An 18,839-nucleotide genomic window follows, 5' to 3' on the forward strand; every position below is an offset into this window, starting at 1 on the left:
CGAGGAAGGGAACGCGATGCACGCGCAACTCGAGGAGCTGCGGGCCAGGGCCGAGCAGGTGTTGTCGGCGGACACCTGGAGCTATCTGAGCCGAGGCTCCGGTGACGAGCGCACCGTGCGCGAAGCACACGACGCGTGGGACCGCTACCGACTACGACCCCGGGTGTTGCGCGACGTCTCGGAAGTGACCACCGGTCTCGATCTCTTCGGGCGGTGGCGGACTCCGATCGGCATCGCTCCCACAGCTTTCCATCAGTTGCTGCATCCGGACGGTGAGGTCGCGACGGCCGCCGGTGCGGCAGCGGCCGGCGCGCCGTTGGTCCTGTCGAGCCGGTCCACGCGTCGCATCGAGGATGTCGCGGCTGCTGCCGCCGGGCCGTGGTGGTTCCAGGTCTACCTGATGCGCGAACGATCGGTCATCGCCGCGCTCGTCGAACGCGCCGCTGCTGCCGGCGCGACCGCGATGGTGCTCACCGTCGACACGCCATACGTCGGCCACCGGGCGCGCAGCGCAGCGCTGAGCCGCCCGCTGCCGCTGAGCGACGACCAGGCACTGATCAACGTCCGCGACCACCTGTCGGACGAGGTGCCCGACATCTGGGAACAGATCGACCAGCGTGCGGATCTTAGTGTCGACGACGTCCGGTGGGTGACTGAGACGTCCGGACTGCCGGTGATCGTCAAAGGGGTCCTGCGCGGCGATGACGCTGTTGTGGCGGTGCAAGCCGGGGCGTCCGGGGTCTGGGTCAGCAACCACGGCGGCCGACAGCTCGATCGCGCTGTCCCGACGGCTACCGCGCTCCCGGAAGTCCTTGCTGCCCTGGACGATTCGTGTCCGGTGATCGTTGACGGCGGAGTGCGTGACGGATTCGACGCGCTTGTCGCCCTCGCGCTCGGTGCCAGTGCGGTGATGCTGGGCAGGCCCGTCATGTGGGCGCTGGCCGCAGGGGGTCGTGAGGCGGTGTCGAGCGTCCTGCAGGAGCTGACTGACGAACTCCGCCACGCGATGGGCCTGGCCGGCGCGAGGTCGCCGGCGGACCTCGATCCGTCGATGGTCACAACGCGCTGACCGAGGACGGGCCAAGGCCGGGATCAACAGGATCCTGCAACTGCGAGCCATCCGTCGCCACACGGGAGCACCGGTAAGGGTAATGGCGCGCGGACCTCGCGCAGTCGCATCATCCTTTCTCCTAGGCGTTGTGCGTGGGCGTCGCGGTGTATCCGCCGCTGACTTGGATGCGACGGCCGGTGATGGAGTCGGGTTCGATACGCAGGACAGTCGGCTTCGGGCCGTCCTGCCACGGAAAGACCGGCAGTTGCAGGGCGTCGAGCACCTCGTGCAACCGCTCGACCGATCTGGCGGTTCCCTTGACGACGACGCTCCACGCCTGCGCGCTGTCCGCGTCGTATCCGTCGACCTCGAACGCGACCGGGTGTCGGTCGGCGGCGGCGAGTTTGGTGCCTGCACCGGTTCGCAGCACGATCGTGCCGTGGTCGACCAGATGATTGACCGGGAAGACATCGGGGCGGCCGTCGACGCTGACAGCGAGGCGGCCGACCGGCACAGATCGCAGCAGCGCCCAACAGTCCGACACCGGTAGGTCGGTTGTCTGTGAGTGTTCGCTGGTGGTGTTCATGCCGTAAGGGTCCCGCGGCCGGCCGCTGGTGGGCAGGGCCCTTGGTCCCGGGTCACAGTCGGGACCTTTGGCCCTCGTTCAGTCCCCCGGGGCGAAGGAACCTGGAGTGGTGAACCACCCGCGAACACCACTGAAGGAGAACGCCATGACCATTCACGTTCCGACCGACGCGATCGTCGTCGGCGTCGACGGCTCGGAGCAGAGTTGGGAGGCATTGCGATGGGCTGCACGGGCGGCCGACGCAGCCGACCGACCGCTGCATCTGTTGCACGCCGAGGGCGCACTGATGTCGCCATACCAGATGACCGTCACCGAGGACCCGATCGACAACATCTGCGATGAAGCACTCGGTGTCGTGGCCCATCATCACCCCAACCTCGCTGTCAGCTGGTCGCAGCCGTCCGAGTCGCCGGTCCCGGCCCTCGTTGACGCGTCGGCAGTGGCGAGCGAGATCGTGCTGGGGTCTCGTGGCACAGGAGCAGTGCGTGGCGCGGTCCTGGGGTCCGTGACGACGCAGGTCTCCGCATCGGCACATTGCCCCGTCGTCGTCGTCCGCCATGCCCTCTCGGACCGTCAGCAAAGGGGTTCGATCGTCGTAGGTGTCGACGCCCGGCCAGACGGGGTAGCCGCGCTGGACTTCGCCTTCGCGGAAGCGGAGCGCCGGGGGCTACCGCTCGTAGCGGTCCTGTGCTGGCAGTTGGATCGGATGGACTTCGCCAGTGGCGTGCCGATGCCCGGAGGGGACATGAAATCCATCCATCGGCACTACCGAACCATTCTCGAAAGCGCCCTGGTCGACGGTCGCTCGCGGCATCCGAAGGTCCAGGTGACAGGCGATGTCGTGTGCGCGCCCTCCACGAGCGCGCTCGTGGAGCGCAGTGCCAGCGCATCTCTGCTCGTGGTCGGCACCCGCGGGCATCACGAGCTGGCCGGTCTTGTGCTGGGGTCCGTCAGCCAAGGTGCGATACGGCGCTCTCACTGCCCGGTCGCCGTGGTGCCGGCGGTGCACATCGGGCACGCCAAGCGCACCAATCACCAGCACAGCACAGCGTGAAGCCCGCTGGGTGCGCGATTCCCACCGTTCTTCGCCGGATGTTCGTCGCGATCCCTACGCTGGCAACATGCCTGATGACGAGCGATCCCGGCTGATGCCGACCCCGTCCGCGTTGGATCTGGACGATCTGATCGGCGAGCTTCGGGCGCGGGCTCAGATGTCGGATCGGGCGCAAGAACGGTTGACCCACCTGTTGGACGCCGTGATCGCGGTGACCGCCGACCTTGAGTTGAGTGAAGTCCTTTCCAGGATCGTCCGCGCTGCGTGCGAGTTGGTCGATTCCCGCTACGGAGCGCTCGGGGTCATCGACCGCGACAAGGAGCACCTGGTGGAGTTCATCACCCTGGGGCTCACCGCAGACGAACGGGCGGCGATCGGTGACCTGCCCCACGGCAAGGGCGTGCTGGGCCTGCTGATCCGGGAGCCGATGCCGCTGCGGTTGCCGGACCTGTCCGCGCATCCGTCGAGCTATGGGTTTCCGCCCAACCACCCGCCGATGCACACCTTTCTCGGTGCGCCGGTCCGGATCAGGGATGAAGTGTTCGGCAACATCTACCTCACCGAGAAGGCGAACGGCGGCGATTTCACCGACGACGACGAGGCGATCCTGGTTGCGCTGGCGGCGGCCGCAGGCGTGGCGATCGACAACGCGCGGCTGTACGAACGATCTCGGCGGCAGCGTGCCTGGGTTGAGACCACCAGTGAGCTGAGCCAGCGCCTGTTGGAGGGATCATCCGAGAGCGAAGCCATGTCGTTCCTGGTGGCAGCCGCAGTCCAACACGCCTATGCCAGTGCAGGATTCGCTGCCCTTCACGACGAACTCGGCCAGCTCGTGGTGGTCACCGAAGGTGGTGCGGCAGCAGGTCAGGAGACGCAGTTGCACGCCCCGGCGTGGCGGCAGATCGTCCGGGCGGGAAAGACAGTCCTACTCGGCGAAGCGGCTGAGGACGGTCCGCCTCCGGACGAGCACCTGACCGCAGAAGTGGCTGAGATCGTCAATGACGGCGATGGCCCCGTCGCTTTGCTGCCCATCACAGTCGGACGTGAAGACGTCGGTGTGCTCGTCGTGACATGGGTATCCGGGCGGGAGTCGGTCGCGACAGAGATGATCGACCTGTTGACCGGACTGGCGGAGCACACCGGACTCGCACTGCTCGCGGCCCGTGCGCAGGACGACCGCTCCCGACTGTTGTTGCTGGAGGATCGTGACCGGATCGCCCGTGACATGCACGACCACGTGATCCAACGCCTCTTCGCGACGGGGCTGTCATTGCAAGCGGCAGGGCGGCTCGCCACCCATCCGACCGTGCGCGCCAGGATCGACGCGTCGGTGGAAGACCTGGATCGAGCCATCAAGGACATCCGCCAAGCCATCTTCGAGCTGCATCGCATCGAGAGTCCGACGCTGTCGGGGGCGCTGAGCGATCTGGCGGAAGGTGTGGCCGGCACCTTGGGGTTCCGACCCGAACTGGTCATTCACGGGCCACTGGACTCGCTGCCCGAGGAGATCTCCTCGGACCTTCTCGCAGTCCTGCGAGAAGGCCTCTCGAACGTCGCTCGTCACGCCAATGCGAACTCGGTGACTGCAACGATCGACTGCGACTCATCACTCAGGGTCACGGTCGCCGATGACGGCAACGGTGCAGCACCCGGGCCACGTCGCAGCGGCCTGGCCAATCTCGCTGACCGCGCCCATGCACGGGGCGGCTCGCTGGTCGTCGAGCCCGCGCTCCCGCACGGCACGGTCCTGCGCTGGTCCATTCCACTTTCCATCGGCACCCAGCGAAAGGGCTGACTGCACATGGCGATTCGAATCTACCTGCTCGACGATCACGAGGTCGTACGGCGAGGTGTGCGTGAGCTGCTCGACGCGGAGCCGGACTTCGAAGTGGTCGGTGACGCCGGGACCGCCGCGGAAGCGCGACGCGACATCGTGATCCTGCAGCCCGACGTCGCGGTGCTCGACGCACGACTCCCGGACGGTTCGGGTATCGATGTCTGTCGCGACGCGCGCTCCGCGGTCCCGGCGCTGCGCGCCCTCATCTTCACCTCGTACGACGATGAACACGCCCTCGAAGCGGCTGTTCTCGCGGGTGCCGCGGGCTATCTGCTGAAAGACATCAGGGGCCCGAGCCTGACCGACGCAGTGCGTGCCGTGGCCACCGGACGCAATCTGCTGCGCGAAGGGGACGCAGATCGATTGCGTGAACGCTGGATGGCGGCGGCTCCAACGGATCACCGGTTGCAGCTGCTGACACCGCAAGAACGGCGGATCCTCGATCACATCGCGCGCGGCATGACGAATCGGGAGATCTCCGAGCACCTTCATCTCGCCGAGAAGACGGTGAAGAATTACGTCACATCCGTGCTGTCGAAGCTGGGCCTGGAACGACGCACCCAGGCAGCGATCTTCGCTATCACCCACTCGGAGCGCGGGCAAGGTCGAGACGCCTGACCTGCGCGGGCAACGTGGCGACAGTGGACACTTGAACCATGAACAGTCAGAGTTCCGGCTCGGTCAGTCACCTCTCCGCCGGCGAGTGCTGGGAACTGGTGCGTTCGGCATCGGTCGGCCGGTTGGCTGTGACCGTTGACGATCGGCCGGACATCTTCCCGCTCAACCATTGGGTAGATCATCAGACGGTGGTGGTCCGGACTGGAGCCGGCACCAAGCTCGCGGGGGCGATCGGGCACCACGTGGCGTTCGAGGTGGACGGATACGACGAGGACTCACGCGAGGCGTGGAGCGTCGTGATCAAGGGGTTCGCGTCATCGGTGGAGCAACTGCACGACGTCCTCCATACGTTGCAGTTGCCGCTCGTCCCGTGGCAAGAGGGCGCGAAGCCCTTCTTCGTCCGGATCGAGCCGGGCACCATCAGCGGCCGACGCTTTCGCATCGCAGGTGCCGACCGCGCGGACCGACGACATCGCGACCGATGAACTGCACACCACATGGCAACGGGCTCGGCGTCCTGGCGTTCGTCGAGCCCGTTCGGTGGTGCACCGATTCAGGAAAGCACCGGAAAGCGCCTGACGATCGCAGTCTGCTGCCACCAGGAACCAAGTCCGAGCGTGTGACCGGCGTCCATGAGGGGTAGCGCAAGGATTGCGATCGCATAGATGAGGTGGTCGTCCATGAAGGGATTGTTGGCCGGCGGGAGCACGACCGACCACATGAGGACCAGCATCGTGGCGGCGGCGACGGCGGATGCGCGCATGGCGATGCCGGCGCAGAGCCCGACGCCGATCGCGAGGAGGCCGAGCATGAAGAGCCAGTCGGCCCAGGCCTGTCCGGCGACCTGTCGGTAGGTGCCGGCGAACGGACCTGCTGCTGAGAAGTGCAGGAATCCGTACGTGGGACTGCCGCCGTGGATCCAGGCCAGTTTGCCGGTGGTGTCGTGTCCGAGTCCGAACGTTTTGTCGAGGAAGGCCCAGAGGAACACCCACCCAAGGCTGAGTCGGAGGAGTGCGAGCAGGTAACGACGGGGCGACGAGGCTTTCGGCCGGGCCGCCGGTCCGGCCGGGCGGCTCACGTGCAGACCGACACGCGCTGGCGGCGTGTGGCGGTGTCTCGATGGCGCGGAAAGTCTCATGGGGTTCTCCTCTGTTCGCCCGTCATGACGGGTCTTCGATGACAGGATCAGCGTCGCGTGGCTCGGGCGGGTCGGGCAGAGCCGAAAGTCCCGTGTCCTGCGCCGTCACCGCGTCGGAGCTGCGACCGGACGGGTACGGGTGTAGGTGCTTTCCCCAGTCGACCTGGGCGAGCGCCACCAGCGCCGCAAGCATCACGAGCTGCAGCAGCACTCCGACCGGGGACGTGAGCGACCCGGTGATCACCTCGGAGGCGTCGGTGCTTTTGAGAGCGTGGGCGCCGCCGACATAGATGCTGTAGCTCACCAGCCGGCCGGCGAAGAAGGCGACGGTGAACGTCGTCAGGCGTGCGCGAATGAGGCCTGCGGCCTCGAAGAGTTGCGCCGATGGGATGGGCGAGAGCGCGAAAAGTGCGAGCGCGGCAACGGACCCGGCACGGCGCCCCAGCAATACCGAACCGGCAGCTGCGAGGTTGCGCCGCTGCTTTCCAGGAAGATGCTGCCCGATCCCGCGGGTTGCCCGAGCGAGCGCCACTCGCCCGGTTGCTGCTGCGACGGCGCCTGTCGGCACCAGTGCGATCTCCACGAGATCGCCGTGCAGGTAGAAGAGGACGAGCACCGCCCAGGTCGGTGGACCGAAGGCCGGGAGCAGATTGATGCCGAACACGACTGCGAACACGACCAGGTACGTCATGTCAGACCCGGCCAGGGGTGGGCGAATCGGAGTTCTTCTCGCGTCAGGTGAGTGCACATGGGTCTTCAGGATGGGAGGGCGTGCCCCGGCCGTGGAGGGGCGAAGGTCCCGAGACGTCGCCGCACGATCGCCCGGCCCAGGCGTTGGCAGCGTCGTCCGATCAACACGCGCGGTCCCGGCTGTGGACCCGGGACTTCAGTCCCTACCGGGTGTCTTGCGGCGGCACCATAATCAGCACGGGGAACTGCGCACCCACGGCATGTCGTGGCTGCGATGAAGACTTCGACTGGCACGCTCGGCAGCAAGGAGGCATCTATGTCCGCGTCATCGGATTCGGCTGGTCCATCCGCCGGTCGACGACATATCCGCGATCATCCTGGGCCCCAACTCGCTCTGGTGACAGTCGGTTTCGCGATCAACTTCTGGGCGTGGGCGCTGATCAGTCCGCTCGGACCGCTCTTCAGCCCCGACAAGTCCAAGCTTGGGCCGGGCGCCTACGACACGGCGGTGGGCTGGCTGCCGTTCAGCGATCATCAGCCGCTGTCTGCCAGCCAGGCCAGTCTGATGGTTGCGGTGCCGGTGATCGTCGGCTCGATCGGACGCATCCCGGCAGGTGCCCTCACCGACAAGTTCGGCGGCCGCGTGATGTTCCCGATCATCTCCGCGCTGACGATCATCCCGGTGCTGGTCATCGGCTTCTGGGCGCAGAGCTCGTTCGTTGCGCTGCTGCTCGCTGGAGTGTTCCTCGGTCTCGGCGGCACCTCCTTCGCGGTCGGTGTGCCGTTCGTCAACGGGTGGTTCCCGCCGGAGAGGCGCGGTATGGCGATCGGCATCTTCGGTGCCGGCATGGGCGGCACGGCCATCAGCGCGCTCACGACCGTCAACATCTTCAAGGCGCACGGACAGTCCACCCCGTTCGTCATCGTCGCCATCGCACTGGCCGTCTATGCGGTGATCGCCTGGTTCGTAATGCGCGACGCACCGGGTCGAGTCGCACCCACGACTCCGCTCGCCGAGCGGCTCCTCTCGACGGCGAAGCTGCCGATCACCTGGCAGGCCGGCGTGCTCTACACCATCGGGTTCGGCGGTTACGTCGCGTTCTCGGTCTTCCTGCCGCTCTACCTGAAGAACGCCTACACGCTCAGCGCGGCAGACGCTGCAAACAAGATGGCCGGATTTGTCATCATCGCGGTCATCATGCGACCGATCGGGGGCACACTCGCCGACAAGCTCGGGTCGATCCCGGTGCTCGCGGCATGCTTCGGAGTTGTCGCGGTGTGCGCCGCGATCGCCGCAGGCGAGCCACCGTTGCGCGGCTTCGGCACGCCGGTCTTCCTGATCATGGCCGCGGCATTGGGTGCATCGTCCGGTGCAACGTTCGCCCTCATCGCCCAAGCGACCGAACCCGCCCGAGTCGGCGGTGTCACCGGACTTGTCGGAGCAGCAGGCGGACTCGGCGGTTTCGTGCCACCTTTGGTCATGGCCTACATCTACAGCGCGACGCGCTCCTATGCGATCGGCATGTGGCTGCTCGCGATCTGCGCGGCGCTCACGCTGGTGCTGACGCTGACCGTCATACGCCGCACAACTCTGGAGGAGCGATCCATATGAGCGCAGGTTTGGACGACAAGCTTTCCGACGCACTGGTCGGAACGCGACGATTCTTCACCCGGGCGCAGGTGTCGGACGATCATCGGGCGATGTATGCCGAGGGGGGACGCGCGGGAGACTCGTTCTATCGGGATCGCTGGAGTCACGACAAGGTCGTCCGGTCCACCCACGGGGTCAACTGCACCGGCTCGTGCTCCTGGAAGGTCTACGTCAAGGACGGGATCATCACCTGGGAGGCGCAGCAGACCGACTACCCGAGCACCGGCGCCGACAAGCCGGAGTACGAGCCGCGCGGCTGCCCCCGTGGGGCGGCCTTCAGCTGGTACACCTATTCGCCGACGCGGGTGCGTTACCCCTACGTGCGAGCGACGTTGCTGACCATGTTCCAGGAGGCGCGGGCGCAGTACGGCGACCCGGTCGTCGCCTGGGCGTCGATAGTGCAGGACGCCGAAAAGGCTTCTCGTTACAAGAAAGCCCGCGGCAAGGGCGGCCTGGTCCGTGCATCCTGGGCGGATGCGGTGGAGATGATCGCCGCCGCGCATGTCTACACGATCAAGCGCCACGGCCCCGACCGGATCGCCGGCTTCTCGCCGATCCCGGCCATGTCGCAGGTCAGCTACGCCTCGGGTGCTCGGTTCAACGAGCTGATCGGCGCGCCGATGCTCAGCTTCTATGACTGGTATGCCGACCTGCCGGTGGCCAGCCCACAGATCTTCGGTGACCAGACGGATGTTCCCGAGTCCGGCGACTGGTGGGACGCCGCCTACCTGATCATGTGGGGCACCAATGTGCCCCTCACCCGCACGCCCGACGCGCACTGGATGACCGAGGCCCGTTACCGCGGCCAGAAGGTCGTGGTGATGAGCCCCGACTACGCCGAGAACGTGAAGTTCGCCGACGAGTGGCTGGCTCCGGCACCCGGCACCGACGCGGCCCTTGCGATGGCGATGGGACACGTCGTGCTGCGGGAGTTCTTCGTGGACGGACACGTCGACTTCTTCGATGACTACGTGAAGAAATACACCGACCTGCCGTTCCTGGTCACCGTCGAACGACAGAAGGACGGCAGCTGGAAGCCGGGCAAGAACCTCGTCGCGGCCGACTTCGAAAACGCTGCGCGCACAAGCGAGAACGCGCTCTTCAAACCGGTCGTGTTCGATGAAGGGACCGGTGCACCCGTCGTGCCGAACGGCACGCTCGGGCACCGGTTCGGCGACGAGGGTGTCGGCAAGTGGAACCTCGACCTGGAGAACCTGAAACCGCAGCTGTCCTTCTGGTCCGAAGCAGCGGAGTCGGTCGCGGTGCGGTTGCCGCGGTTCGACGCACCCGACGGCCAGGCGGTCCACGAGGAGCGCGGAGTGCCCGTCATACGCGTTGGGGAGCACCTGGTCACGACAGTCTTCGACCTGATGTTGGCGCAGTACGGCGTGGGTCGACCGGGTCTGCCCGGGGTGTGGCCGGAGGGGTATGACGACCCGCGGGTGCCCTACACGCCGGCCTGGCAGGAGGAGATCACCTCCGTCCCGGCGGAGGCGTGTGCGCGGATCGCGCGGGAGTTCGCTCGCAATTCTGTTGACACACAAGGTCGTTCGATGATCTTGATGGGTGCCGGGACAAACCACTGGTACCACTCCGATCTGGTCTACCGGGCGATGCTGATGCTCACCACAATCACCGGCTGTCAGGGCCGTAACGGCGGTGGTTGGGCCCACTACGTCGGGCAGGAGAAGGTCCGCCCGCTGATGGGCTTCCAGAACGCCGCGTTCGCGCTGGACTGGACACGGCCGCCGCGGCACATGACCCAGACTGCGTATTGGTACGTCCACACCGGTCAGTACCGCTATGACACCTTCCTGGCCGACACGGTCGGTGCCGGGATGAGCGCCTTTCCGGGGCAGACCATCATGGACCTGCTGCTCAAGTCGGCGCGGATGGGCTGGTCGCCGTCATACCCGACCTTCGACAAGAGCTCGATCGAGATCCCCGACCTCGCCGCGAAAGACGGTGTGGACGTGAAGGACTGGGTGGTCGACAAGCTGAAGTCGGGCGAGCTGAAGTTTGCGCTCGAGGAGCCGGAGAACCCGGAGAACTACCCACGGGTGCTGACTCTGTGGCGCTCCAACCTGCTGGGCTCGAGCGCCAAGGGCGACGAATACTTCCTCAGGCACCTCCTCGGTGCGGAGGGTGCGGTCACTGCTCGCCAAGCGGCGCCGGAGCAGCGTCCGCGGGACATCGCGTGGGCCGACGAGATCGTCGACGGCAAACTGGACATGTTGATGACGATCGACTTCCGAATGACCAGCTCGACGCTGTTCTCGGACGTCGTGCTGCCGGCCGCGACCTGGTACGAGAAGCACGACATCAACACGACGGACATGCACCCGTTCATCCATTCCTTCAACCCGGCGATCAGCCCGCCCTGGCAGAGCAAGACCGACTGGGACGCCTGGAAGGAGATTGCAAAACGCTTCTCCGAGTTGGCGGTCGACCACCTCGGCACGCGCACGGACCTCGTCGTCAAACCGCTGTGGCACGACACCCCCGAGGCGATGGCCACCCCGCACGGCGTGGTGCGCGACTGGAAGCTCGGCGAGTGCGACCCGATCCCCGGCAAGACGATGCCGGCGCTGATCCCGGTCGAGCGCGATTACACCGCGGTCTACGACAAGATGACTGCGGTCGGCCCGCTGCTGGACACGCTCGGCACGACCTGCAAGGGGATCACGTATGACGTCGGCGCCGAGGTCGAGAAGCTGCGCCAGGAGCACGGTGTCGTCGCCACCGGACCGGCGGCCGGCCGGCCGCGACTGGACACCGACATACAGGTCGCGGAGATGATCATGATGCTGTCCGGTGCGACCAACGGGCATCTGGCGACCCAGGGTTTCCGCACCCAGGAGCAGCGCACCGGCCAGCGGATGCACGACCTGGCAGCCGAAAGTGAAGGCAGGAGAATCACTTTCGCCGACACCCAGCTGGCACCGCAACCGGTGATCACCACTCCGGAGTGGTCCGGCTCGGAGACCGGTGGCCGACGCTACAGCCCGTTCACGGTCAACATCGAGCGGCTCAAGCCCTTCCACACCCTCACCGGACGGCAGCACTTCTACCTCGACCACGACTGGATGCTGGCGATGGGGGAGGCGCTACCGACCTACCGACCACCGCTGGACATGACCCGACTCTTCGGCGAGGCGGAGATCGGCGCAACCGGCGAACTCGGTGTGTCCGTGCGCTATCTCACGCCGCACAACAAGTGGTCGATCCACTCCGAATACCAGGACAACCTCTTCATGCTGTCGTTGTCCCGTGGTGGTCAGACGGTCTGGATCTCCGACCAGGACGCCGCCAAGGTGGACATCCGGGACAACGACTGGGTGGAGATGGTCAACCGCAACGGCGTCGTCGCCTGCCGCGCCATCGTGTCGCACCGCATGCCGGAGGGCACGGTCTACATGCACCACGCGCAGGACCGGCTGATCGACGTGCCCCTGACCCAGCGCGATCAGAAGCGCGGCGGCATACACAACTCGATGACCCGGATCATGATGAAGCCGAGTCACCTGATCGGCGGCTACGCGCAGCTGTCCTACTTCTTCAACTACATCGGTCCGACCGGCAGCAACCGCGACGAGGTCACCATGATCCGCAAGCGCACTACACCGGTCGAATACTGAGCAGGGAGAGGGGTTTCGATCATGAAGGTAATGGCACAGATGTCCATGGTGATGAACCTCGACAAGTGCATCGGCTGTCACACCTGCTCGGTCACCTGCAAGCAGGCGTGGACCAACCGGGCCGGCATGGAATACGTCTGGTTCAACAACGTGGAGACACGGCCCGGCCTCGGCTACCCGCGCACCTGGCAGGACCAGGACGAGTGGAAGGGCGGCTGGGAGCTGCGTCGGAACGGGCGGTTGACGCTGAAATCGGGGAACCGGCTGAAGAAGCTGGCCAGCATCTTCAGCAACCCGAAGCTGCCGAGCATCCAGCACTACTACGAGCCGTGGAGCTACGACTACGAGACGCTGCTGGAGTCGCCGGTCACCAGGAACTACCCGGTGGCCAGGCCCTATTCGCTGTTGTCCGGCAAGCCGATGAATGTCGAGTGGTCGGGTAACTGGGACGACGACCTCGCAGGGTCCGGCGAGCACGCGGTGAAGGACCCGATGCTCAAGGGCATCGAGGACAAGGTGAAGTTCGAGTTCGAGCAGACCTTCATGTTCTACCTGCCGCGCATCTGCGAGCACTGTCTCAATCCGGCGTGTGCTGCATCCTGCCCGAGCGGTGCGATCTACAAGCGCGAAGAGGACGGCATCGTCCTGGTCGATCAGGACAAGTGCCGCGGCTGGCGCATGTGTGTCAGCGGATGTCCGTACAAGAAAGTCTATTTCAACCACAAGACCGGCAAGGCCGAGAAGTGCACCTTCTGCTATCCGCGGATCGAGGTCGGCATCCCGACCGTGTGCGCGGAGACGTGTGTCGGCCGGCTGCGCTACATCGGCATCATGCTGTATGACGCGGACCGGGTGCTCGACGCCGCCTCCGTCGAGGACGATCAGGACCTCTACGAGGCTCAGGTGGGTTGCTTCCTCGACCCGTACGACCCCGAGGTGCAGCGCGCCGCGGAGGCGGACGGCATACCCGGGGACTGGATCGAGGCGGCCAAGAAGTCACCGGTCCGACGCCTGATCATGGACTACCGGGTTGCGCTGCCGCTGCACCCGGAATACCGCACCATGCCGATGGTTTGGTACATCCCGCCGCTGTCTCCGGTCGTGGACGTCGTCAAGGAGACGGGCTACGACGCTGAGGACAGGGGCAATCTCTTCGCCGCGATCGACGCTCTACGGATCCCGGTCGAGTACCTTGCCAATCTCTTCACCGCGGGCGACGTCCCGACCGTGGACAAGGTGCTGCGGAAGATGGCCGCGATGCGTTCGTTCATGCGCGACATCAACCTCGGCGGGGACCCGGACGAGGAGATCGCCGCATCGGTCGGCATGAGCGCGGAGGACATGTACGAAATGTTCCGCCTGATGGCGATCGCGAAGTATGACGAGCGCTACGTCATACCGACTGCGCACAGCGAACAAGCCCACGGGCTCGAGGAATTGGCCACCGAATGTGCGGTCGGCGACTACGACCAGGGCAGTCCGTTCGGTGAAGGATCCGGGCAGGGGGCGCTCACTCCGGTGGCGATCGAGAACTTCAACATGCTCAAGGAGCGGCAGACCTCGGACCACGACGCGTCGGTCACTGGCGGTTCCAAGCGTGGGCGGGTCAACCTGCTCAATTGGGATGGTCGCGGGATGCCCGAGGGTCTCTTCCCGAAGCATCCGGACGACGGGCCGAAGCAATGAAACCCCTTCGCTGGCAACGTCATCGACGGACAACCACCGGCTTGCCGGACGATGTGCTGGCTGCAGCCTGGCAGTCGGTCTCGCTGCTGCTGGAATACCCTGACGCCGAAGCGGTGCGATCGTTCTCGACGATCCGCGAGGTCGCGCTGCAGCTGCCCTCGGGCATCGGTGGTCAGTTGACTATGTTCTTGGACGACGCCTCGGCAATCCCGCTGGCGGACCTGCAGGCCGATTACGTCGACACCTTCGACGTCACCCGCAAGTGCAGCCTGCACCTGACCTACTTCAGCAGCGGCGACACACGCCGGCGTGGGGTCGAACTGGTGGAGTTCAAGCAGGCTTACCGGCACGCAGGGGTCGAGCTGGCCGATGACAGCAGCGAGCTGCCCGACTTCCTACCGGTCCTGCTGGAGTTCGGTGCGTTCACCAGCAGGGACACCGCATGGAAGCTGCTGAACGATCACCGGGTCGGCGTCGAGCTGCTGCACCGTGCACTCGTGCGACGCGAATCCCGTTGGCTACCAGTGGTCGAGGCGCTGCGCACGACACTTCCATCGTTGGGTGAGGACGACGAAGTCGCGCTCGCCGCGTTGATAGCCGCCGGCCCGCCCTCGGAGGACGTGGGCATCGACAGCTCGCCATACAGCCTGGACCCGCGGCTCAACCCGCGACCCACACCCATCGATCTCGGCATGCCGAGGACAGGAGCGTCCTGATGGCCCTCTTTCTCTGGGTGATCGTGCCCTATCTGTGTTTTGCGGTGTTCATCGTCGGGCACTTCTGGCGTTATCGCTACGACAAGTTCGGCTGGACGACGCGCAGCTCACAGCTCTACGAGAACAACCTGCTGCGCTGGGGGAGTCCGATGTTCCACTTCGGCATGCTCGGTGTGCTGGGCGGCCACATCATCGGCCTGGTCATCCCGAAGGTCTGGACCGATGCCCTCGGCATCTCGGAGCACGGTTACCACATCATCGCGCTGGCCGGCGGGATCCCGGCGGGTCTCATCGCACTGGCGGGTCTTGTCATCCTCGTCTATCGCCGTCGCGTCACTGGGCCGGTCTTCTCGGCGACCACGAAGATGGACAAGGTGATGTATGTCTTCCTCGCTGCTGCGATCGTGCTCGGTGTTTGGAACACGTTGGCATCAGGGCTGTTCCACGTCGGCGGTGAATACAATTACCGCGAAGGCGTCAGCCTCTGGTTCCGCGGAGTATGGACGTTCAACCCTGATGCGGACCTGATGGGTGAGGCTCCCTGGGGTTTCCAACTGCACGCCATGGTGGCGATGGTCCTCTTCGCTTTGTGGCCCTTCACCCGGTTGGTCCACGTCTTCAGTGCACCGATCGGCTACCTCACCCGGCCCTACATCGTCTACCGCTCGCGCGACGAGCGACCCGGTCAGGGCACCGGATCTCGTGCGCCACAACGTGGTTGGGACAAACCGACCCTGCAGAAGAAGTAGTTCGCGGTCAGGACAGATAGACCGGAGAGCCTTTCCGGTCTATCTGTCGAGCCGTACGACTTCCCCCAGCGTGGGTACCACCACACACCATCCGGTCTGCTTGCGGATCCGGCGAGCCAGTGCCCGTCTCGATTCGTCCTCCCCGTGGACCAGGTAGACGACCTCGGGCGGCGTGGGCATCTCCCGCAACCAGGAGACGATCTCGTTGGCGTCGGCATGCACCGAGAAGCCCTCGTCGACAGCCACGGTCGCTCGCACGGGCACGTAGCGGCCGTACAGCTTGAGCTCGGTCGCGCCGTCGGTGAGTGTGCGCCCCGGAGTGCCCGACGCTTGGTATCCGGTCAAGATGACGGCATTCCTCTCGTGGGGCAGCATGCACAGCAGATGGTGCACGACCCGACCACCGGTTCCCATGCCGGACGCGGACACCACGATCGAGGGTTCGGGGGGTGTGTTGAGGACGATGGACTCCTGCGCGCTGCGTGCCAGCCGCAGGTCGAGACCACCGGCGATGGCGTCCGGTAGATCGAGACGTAGCTCGTGACGCATCGACGGGTTCCGGTAGATCTCCCAGGCAGCCAGTGCCATCGGGCTGTCGACATACACCGGTACACGAGGGATCAGCCCAGAGCGGGTGAGGTCGTCCAGCGTGCGCAGCACGATCTCGGTCCGGTCCAGCGCAAAGGCAGGGATCAGCACCGATCCGCCACGTCGGACGGTGTCCCGAACGGTTTGAGCGAGCACGTCGTGGGCGGCGATGGGAGGGTGTGTGCGGTCGCCGTAGGTTGATTCCAGGACCACGGTCCGGGCCGCGGGCGGCGGTTGGCGGGGCAACAGGATGGGATGGCCGCTGCGACCGAGATCCCCTGAGAACAAAACGGTTTCACCGCCAAGGTCGACCAATGCCGACGCGGCTCCGAGGATATGACCTGCTCGGGTGAAGGTGACGGTGATGTCGTCGACGATCTTCTGTGTGACGCCGTAGTCCACCGGTGTCAGCAACCTACTGGCGTCATCGGCATCAGCTGACCGGTACAGCGGTGCCGGCACCCGGTGTCGGCTGAATTGGCCGGTGAAGGCTGCTTGCGCATAATGCTCCTGCAGGTGCGCGCTGTCGCGCAGCACGAGCGGCGCCAACCGTGAGGTTCCTGGCGTGCACCACACGGGCTCGCGGTAACCGGACCGGGTCAGGAGCGGGAGCCGGCCGCAATGGTCGAGGTGGGCGTGGGTGAGCACCACGCCGTCGATGTCCGTGGGTGAGAAGGGCAGCCGCTGCCAATTCCGCTGCCGCCATTGCCGATCGCCTTGGTACATGCCGCAGTCGACGAGCACGTCATGACCGCCACGATGTAGCAGGAACATGCTGCCGGTGACGGTGCCCACGGCACCGTCAAAGGTCAAGGTGACTGGTGTTGCACTATTGCTCATCAGCGATCCCTTCGGTGGTGGCGGCCTCCGTGACCGTATGACGGGGCCGCACGGTTCCTTCCCGGGCGACCAGAACCGGGCACGCGGCATGCCGCAGGACAGGCTGGCTGACAGAGCCCAGCACCACCCCGGATACTTCGTGACGGCCACGGGACCCCAGCACCAGCAAAGAAGCCCGTTCGCTGTGTGCTACGAGCAGCTCGGTGGGGTGACCGTCGGTGACGTGTATTTCCACGCCGACGGCCGGATGATGCTGTGCCGTCGCGGCCACGATCCGTTCGATACGCCCGCGCTCCAGGAATCCGTACTCAGTCGCGTGCACCACTACCAGCGAGCGATCACCTGCCTCGGCTTCCCGAAACGCTGCCTGTAGCGCGTCGTGGTCCCTCGTGCCATCTTCTAAACCGACGACGACGGGTCCCGACCGAAGACCGCCGGGTCGGGTCCGCACCACGACGACCGGGCAACGCGCATCGGCGACCAGTTCGACAGCGGTGGAACCTGTCACGACTTGTTGCAGCGGTCCGTGCGCGCGAGTGCCGACGACGACCAGGGTGGCGAAACGGGACGCCCAGGTCAGCGCCGGCAGCGCCGAGCCGTACGGCTGACTCCAGGTCACGGCGACTCCGGCACCGCTGTCGGTGAGGGCCCGCAGGGCCTCGGTGACACAACCCGCCGGGTCCGACTCGAATTCACTCGTGCCGTGCGAGTCGGGCCACAGCGGAGGTTGGACCGCATGCATCAGGTGCAGGGGAAGGCCGCGCGACACGGCCTCGGCGGTGGCCCACTCGAGAGCGGCCGTGCTCTGTGGCGAATGGTCGAGACCAACCACGATCGCGTGGGCCGGGATCGATGACTTGTCGCCGCGTTCCATCTGGTGCACAGCCGGGTGCGAGGGGGTGCCGGCGTTCTCGACTGTGCTCATGACCGCGCACCCGCCGGCCTCTCGTCGGCTGCGACAGCCATCGTCGTTCTTCCCCCGCGAACCACGAGTACGGGGCAGGCGGCAGACCGGACCAGGTCCTGGCTGACCGACCCGAGGACAGCGCCGCCGATCTCGCCACGACCCCGAGAACCGACAACCAGCAGGGCGGCGCCGGCGGAATAGTGCTGCAGGGTCCGCGCCGCGCCGTCATGCACCGCGTGCACAGTGACCCCGACATCCGGATGGCTACGTGCGTGAGCCGCGATTGTTCGTTGGAGGAGTGCCGTCTCATGACTCCGGGCCTCGGACTCGGGCAGGCCTTCCAGTTCGAGGCCGTCGACGACCGTCGACGCGTCGACGTTCCAGGTGTGCACGACCACCAGGTCGACCTGTCGGCTGTGGGCCTCCTCGAACGCTGCATCCAGCACAGCGGTGAACGACTTGTCGCCTCCGATGCCGACGACCACTGGCGCGTTCGGCCGCGGGATCGGCGTGTCCGCGCGCAGGACGGCCACGGGGCATCGCGTCTCTGCAATGAGCTCTGTCGCCACCGAACCCAGGACAATCTGGCTCACCGCACCGCGGCCGTGCGAGCCGATGACCGTCATCCGGGCGGCCTGGGCGCCGATCGCCAGCCGGGCTGCCGGATCCCCGGCGCGCTGCGACCAGGTCACCTTCAGGTCGGGATCCCAGTCCCGGAGCATCACCAGCGCATCCCCGACGACCTTTCGCATCGGGTACGGGGTGCCCTCCGCAACCAGATGCACCCATGCCAAATCATCCAGTACATGCATGAGATGTAGCGGGACGTGCCGCCGGCGGGCTTCGTCAGCCGCCCAACTGAGTGCACGTGCACTGTGCGCCGACTCGTCCAAGCCGACCAGAACCGCGCCGAGGGGGACATCGGTGTCCATCGGGAACCCCTTCCGTTGTGTGCTGTCCGGTCCAGCTTCGGCCGACGCCTCGCACCGGGCCAGGGACCAACGTCCTCAGTTCGCGGTGGAAGAGGGGTCATTGGTCCCTGTGCACCGCCCCTCTGCCCGGCGTGTACTCATCGGTGACGGGTCCGCGA

General features: G+C 66.1%; 16 protein-coding genes. 10 read left to right on the forward strand and 6 right to left on the reverse strand.

The features are described 5' to 3' along the window. Positions 1–16 precede the first annotated feature (16 nt). Complete coding sequence (locus IEX71_RS13255) at positions 17–1,069, forward strand: alpha-hydroxy acid oxidase (RefSeq protein WP_188837515.1); 1,053 nt, start codon at positions 17–19, stop codon at positions 1,067–1,069. A gap of 121 nt (positions 1,070–1,190) precedes the next feature. Here the strand turns inward: IEX71_RS13255 and IEX71_RS13260 are convergent, their stop codons facing one another. Further along, positions 1,191–1,637, reverse strand: a complete 447-nt coding sequence (locus tag IEX71_RS13260) for a pyridoxamine 5'-phosphate oxidase family protein (protein ID WP_188837516.1) — start codon at positions 1,635–1,637, stop codon at positions 1,191–1,193. Between the two features lie 145 nt (positions 1,638–1,782). Here IEX71_RS13260 and IEX71_RS13265 point away from each other — a divergent pair, with 145 nt between their 5' ends. The 4 genes from IEX71_RS13265 (at position 1,783) to IEX71_RS13280 (ending at position 5,631) form a co-directional block, all read left to right on the forward strand. Further along, positions 1,783–2,691 carry a universal stress protein gene (locus tag IEX71_RS13265; RefSeq protein WP_188837517.1) on the forward strand — a complete coding sequence of 303 codons (909 nt, stop codon included), beginning with the start codon at positions 1,783–1,785 and terminating at the stop codon, positions 2,689–2,691. Positions 2,692–2,758: 67 nt separating this feature from the next. Further along, positions 2,759–4,486, forward strand: a complete 1,728-nt coding sequence (locus tag IEX71_RS13270) for a sensor histidine kinase (RefSeq protein WP_188837518.1) — start codon at positions 2,759–2,761, stop codon at positions 4,484–4,486. Between the two features lie 6 nt (positions 4,487–4,492). Next, on the forward strand, positions 4,493–5,146 hold the full coding sequence (locus tag IEX71_RS13275; RefSeq protein ID WP_188837519.1) for a response regulator: 654 nt from the start codon (positions 4,493–4,495) through the stop codon (positions 5,144–5,146). 38 nt (positions 5,147–5,184) lie between these two features. Beyond that, positions 5,185–5,631: a pyridoxamine 5'-phosphate oxidase family protein gene (locus IEX71_RS13280; protein ID WP_188837520.1), complete on the forward strand. Its 447-nt coding sequence runs from the start codon at positions 5,185–5,187 to the stop codon at positions 5,629–5,631. 68 nt (positions 5,632–5,699) lie between these two features. On the opposite strand, the gene IEX71_RS13285 is transcribed toward IEX71_RS13280, so the two are convergent. Together IEX71_RS13285 and IEX71_RS13290 are read right to left on the reverse strand one after the other, a co-directional pair. Then, positions 5,700–6,134 carry a hypothetical protein gene (locus tag IEX71_RS13285; protein ID WP_229749712.1) on the reverse strand — a complete coding sequence of 145 codons (435 nt, stop codon included), beginning with the start codon at positions 6,132–6,134 and terminating at the stop codon, positions 5,700–5,702. A 172-nt stretch (positions 6,135–6,306) separates the two neighbouring features. Next, the gene (locus IEX71_RS13290) at positions 6,307–6,975 is read right to left on the reverse strand and encodes a hypothetical protein (RefSeq protein ID WP_188837521.1); all 669 of its coding nucleotides are present in this window, start codon (positions 6,973–6,975) and stop codon (positions 6,307–6,309) included. 396 nt (positions 6,976–7,371) lie between these two features. On the opposite strand from IEX71_RS13290, the gene IEX71_RS13295 reads away from it, so the two are divergent. From IEX71_RS13295 to narI, 5 genes are read left to right on the forward strand one after another with little or no spacing between them, the layout of a single operon-like run. Beyond that, positions 7,372–8,586 carry an MFS transporter gene (locus tag IEX71_RS13295; RefSeq protein ID WP_229749713.1) on the forward strand — a complete coding sequence of 405 codons (1,215 nt, stop codon included), beginning with the start codon at positions 7,372–7,374 and terminating at the stop codon, positions 8,584–8,586. After that, on the forward strand, positions 8,583–12,263 hold the full coding sequence (locus tag IEX71_RS13300) for a nitrate reductase subunit alpha (protein ID WP_188837523.1): 3,681 nt from the start codon (positions 8,583–8,585) through the stop codon (positions 12,261–12,263). The genes IEX71_RS13295 and IEX71_RS13300 overlap by 4 nt, the downstream gene beginning before the upstream one ends. A 21-nt stretch (positions 12,264–12,284) precedes the next feature. After that, positions 12,285–13,949: a nitrate reductase subunit beta gene (gene narH, locus IEX71_RS13305; protein WP_188837524.1), complete on the forward strand. Its 1,665-nt coding sequence runs from the start codon at positions 12,285–12,287 to the stop codon at positions 13,947–13,949. A gap of 41 nt (positions 13,950–13,990) precedes the next feature. After that, positions 13,991–14,665, forward strand: a complete 675-nt coding sequence (narJ, locus tag IEX71_RS13310; RefSeq protein WP_229749714.1) for a nitrate reductase molybdenum cofactor assembly chaperone — start codon at positions 13,991–13,993, stop codon at positions 14,663–14,665. Further along, positions 14,665–15,414: a respiratory nitrate reductase subunit gamma gene (narI, locus tag IEX71_RS13315; RefSeq protein ID WP_188837526.1), complete on the forward strand. Its 750-nt coding sequence runs from the start codon at positions 14,665–14,667 to the stop codon at positions 15,412–15,414. Before narJ ends, narI begins: the two co-directional genes overlap by 1 nt. A gap of 39 nt (positions 15,415–15,453) precedes the next feature. Here the strand turns inward: narI and IEX71_RS13320 are convergent, their stop codons facing one another. The 3 genes from IEX71_RS13320 to IEX71_RS13330 are packed head-to-tail and all read right to left on the reverse strand — an operon-like array spanning position 15,454 to position 18,681. Continuing rightward, on the reverse strand, positions 15,454–16,842 hold the full coding sequence (locus IEX71_RS13320; RefSeq protein ID WP_188837527.1) for an MBL fold metallo-hydrolase RNA specificity domain-containing protein: 1,389 nt from the start codon (positions 16,840–16,842) through the stop codon (positions 15,454–15,456). Further along, the gene (locus IEX71_RS13325; RefSeq protein WP_188837528.1) at positions 16,832–17,767 is read right to left on the reverse strand and encodes a universal stress protein; all 936 of its coding nucleotides are present in this window, start codon (positions 17,765–17,767) and stop codon (positions 16,832–16,834) included. Before IEX71_RS13325 ends, IEX71_RS13320 begins: the two co-directional genes overlap by 11 nt. Then, the gene (locus tag IEX71_RS13330; RefSeq protein ID WP_188837529.1) at positions 17,764–18,681 is read right to left on the reverse strand and encodes a universal stress protein; all 918 of its coding nucleotides are present in this window, start codon (positions 18,679–18,681) and stop codon (positions 17,764–17,766) included. The genes IEX71_RS13325 and IEX71_RS13330 overlap by 4 nt, the downstream gene beginning before the upstream one ends. Positions 18,682–18,839 lie beyond the last annotated feature (158 nt).

The organism is Flexivirga endophytica, assembly GCF_014640635.1.
Lineage (GTDB): Bacteria > Actinomycetota > Actinomycetes > Actinomycetales > Dermatophilaceae > Flexivirga > Flexivirga endophytica.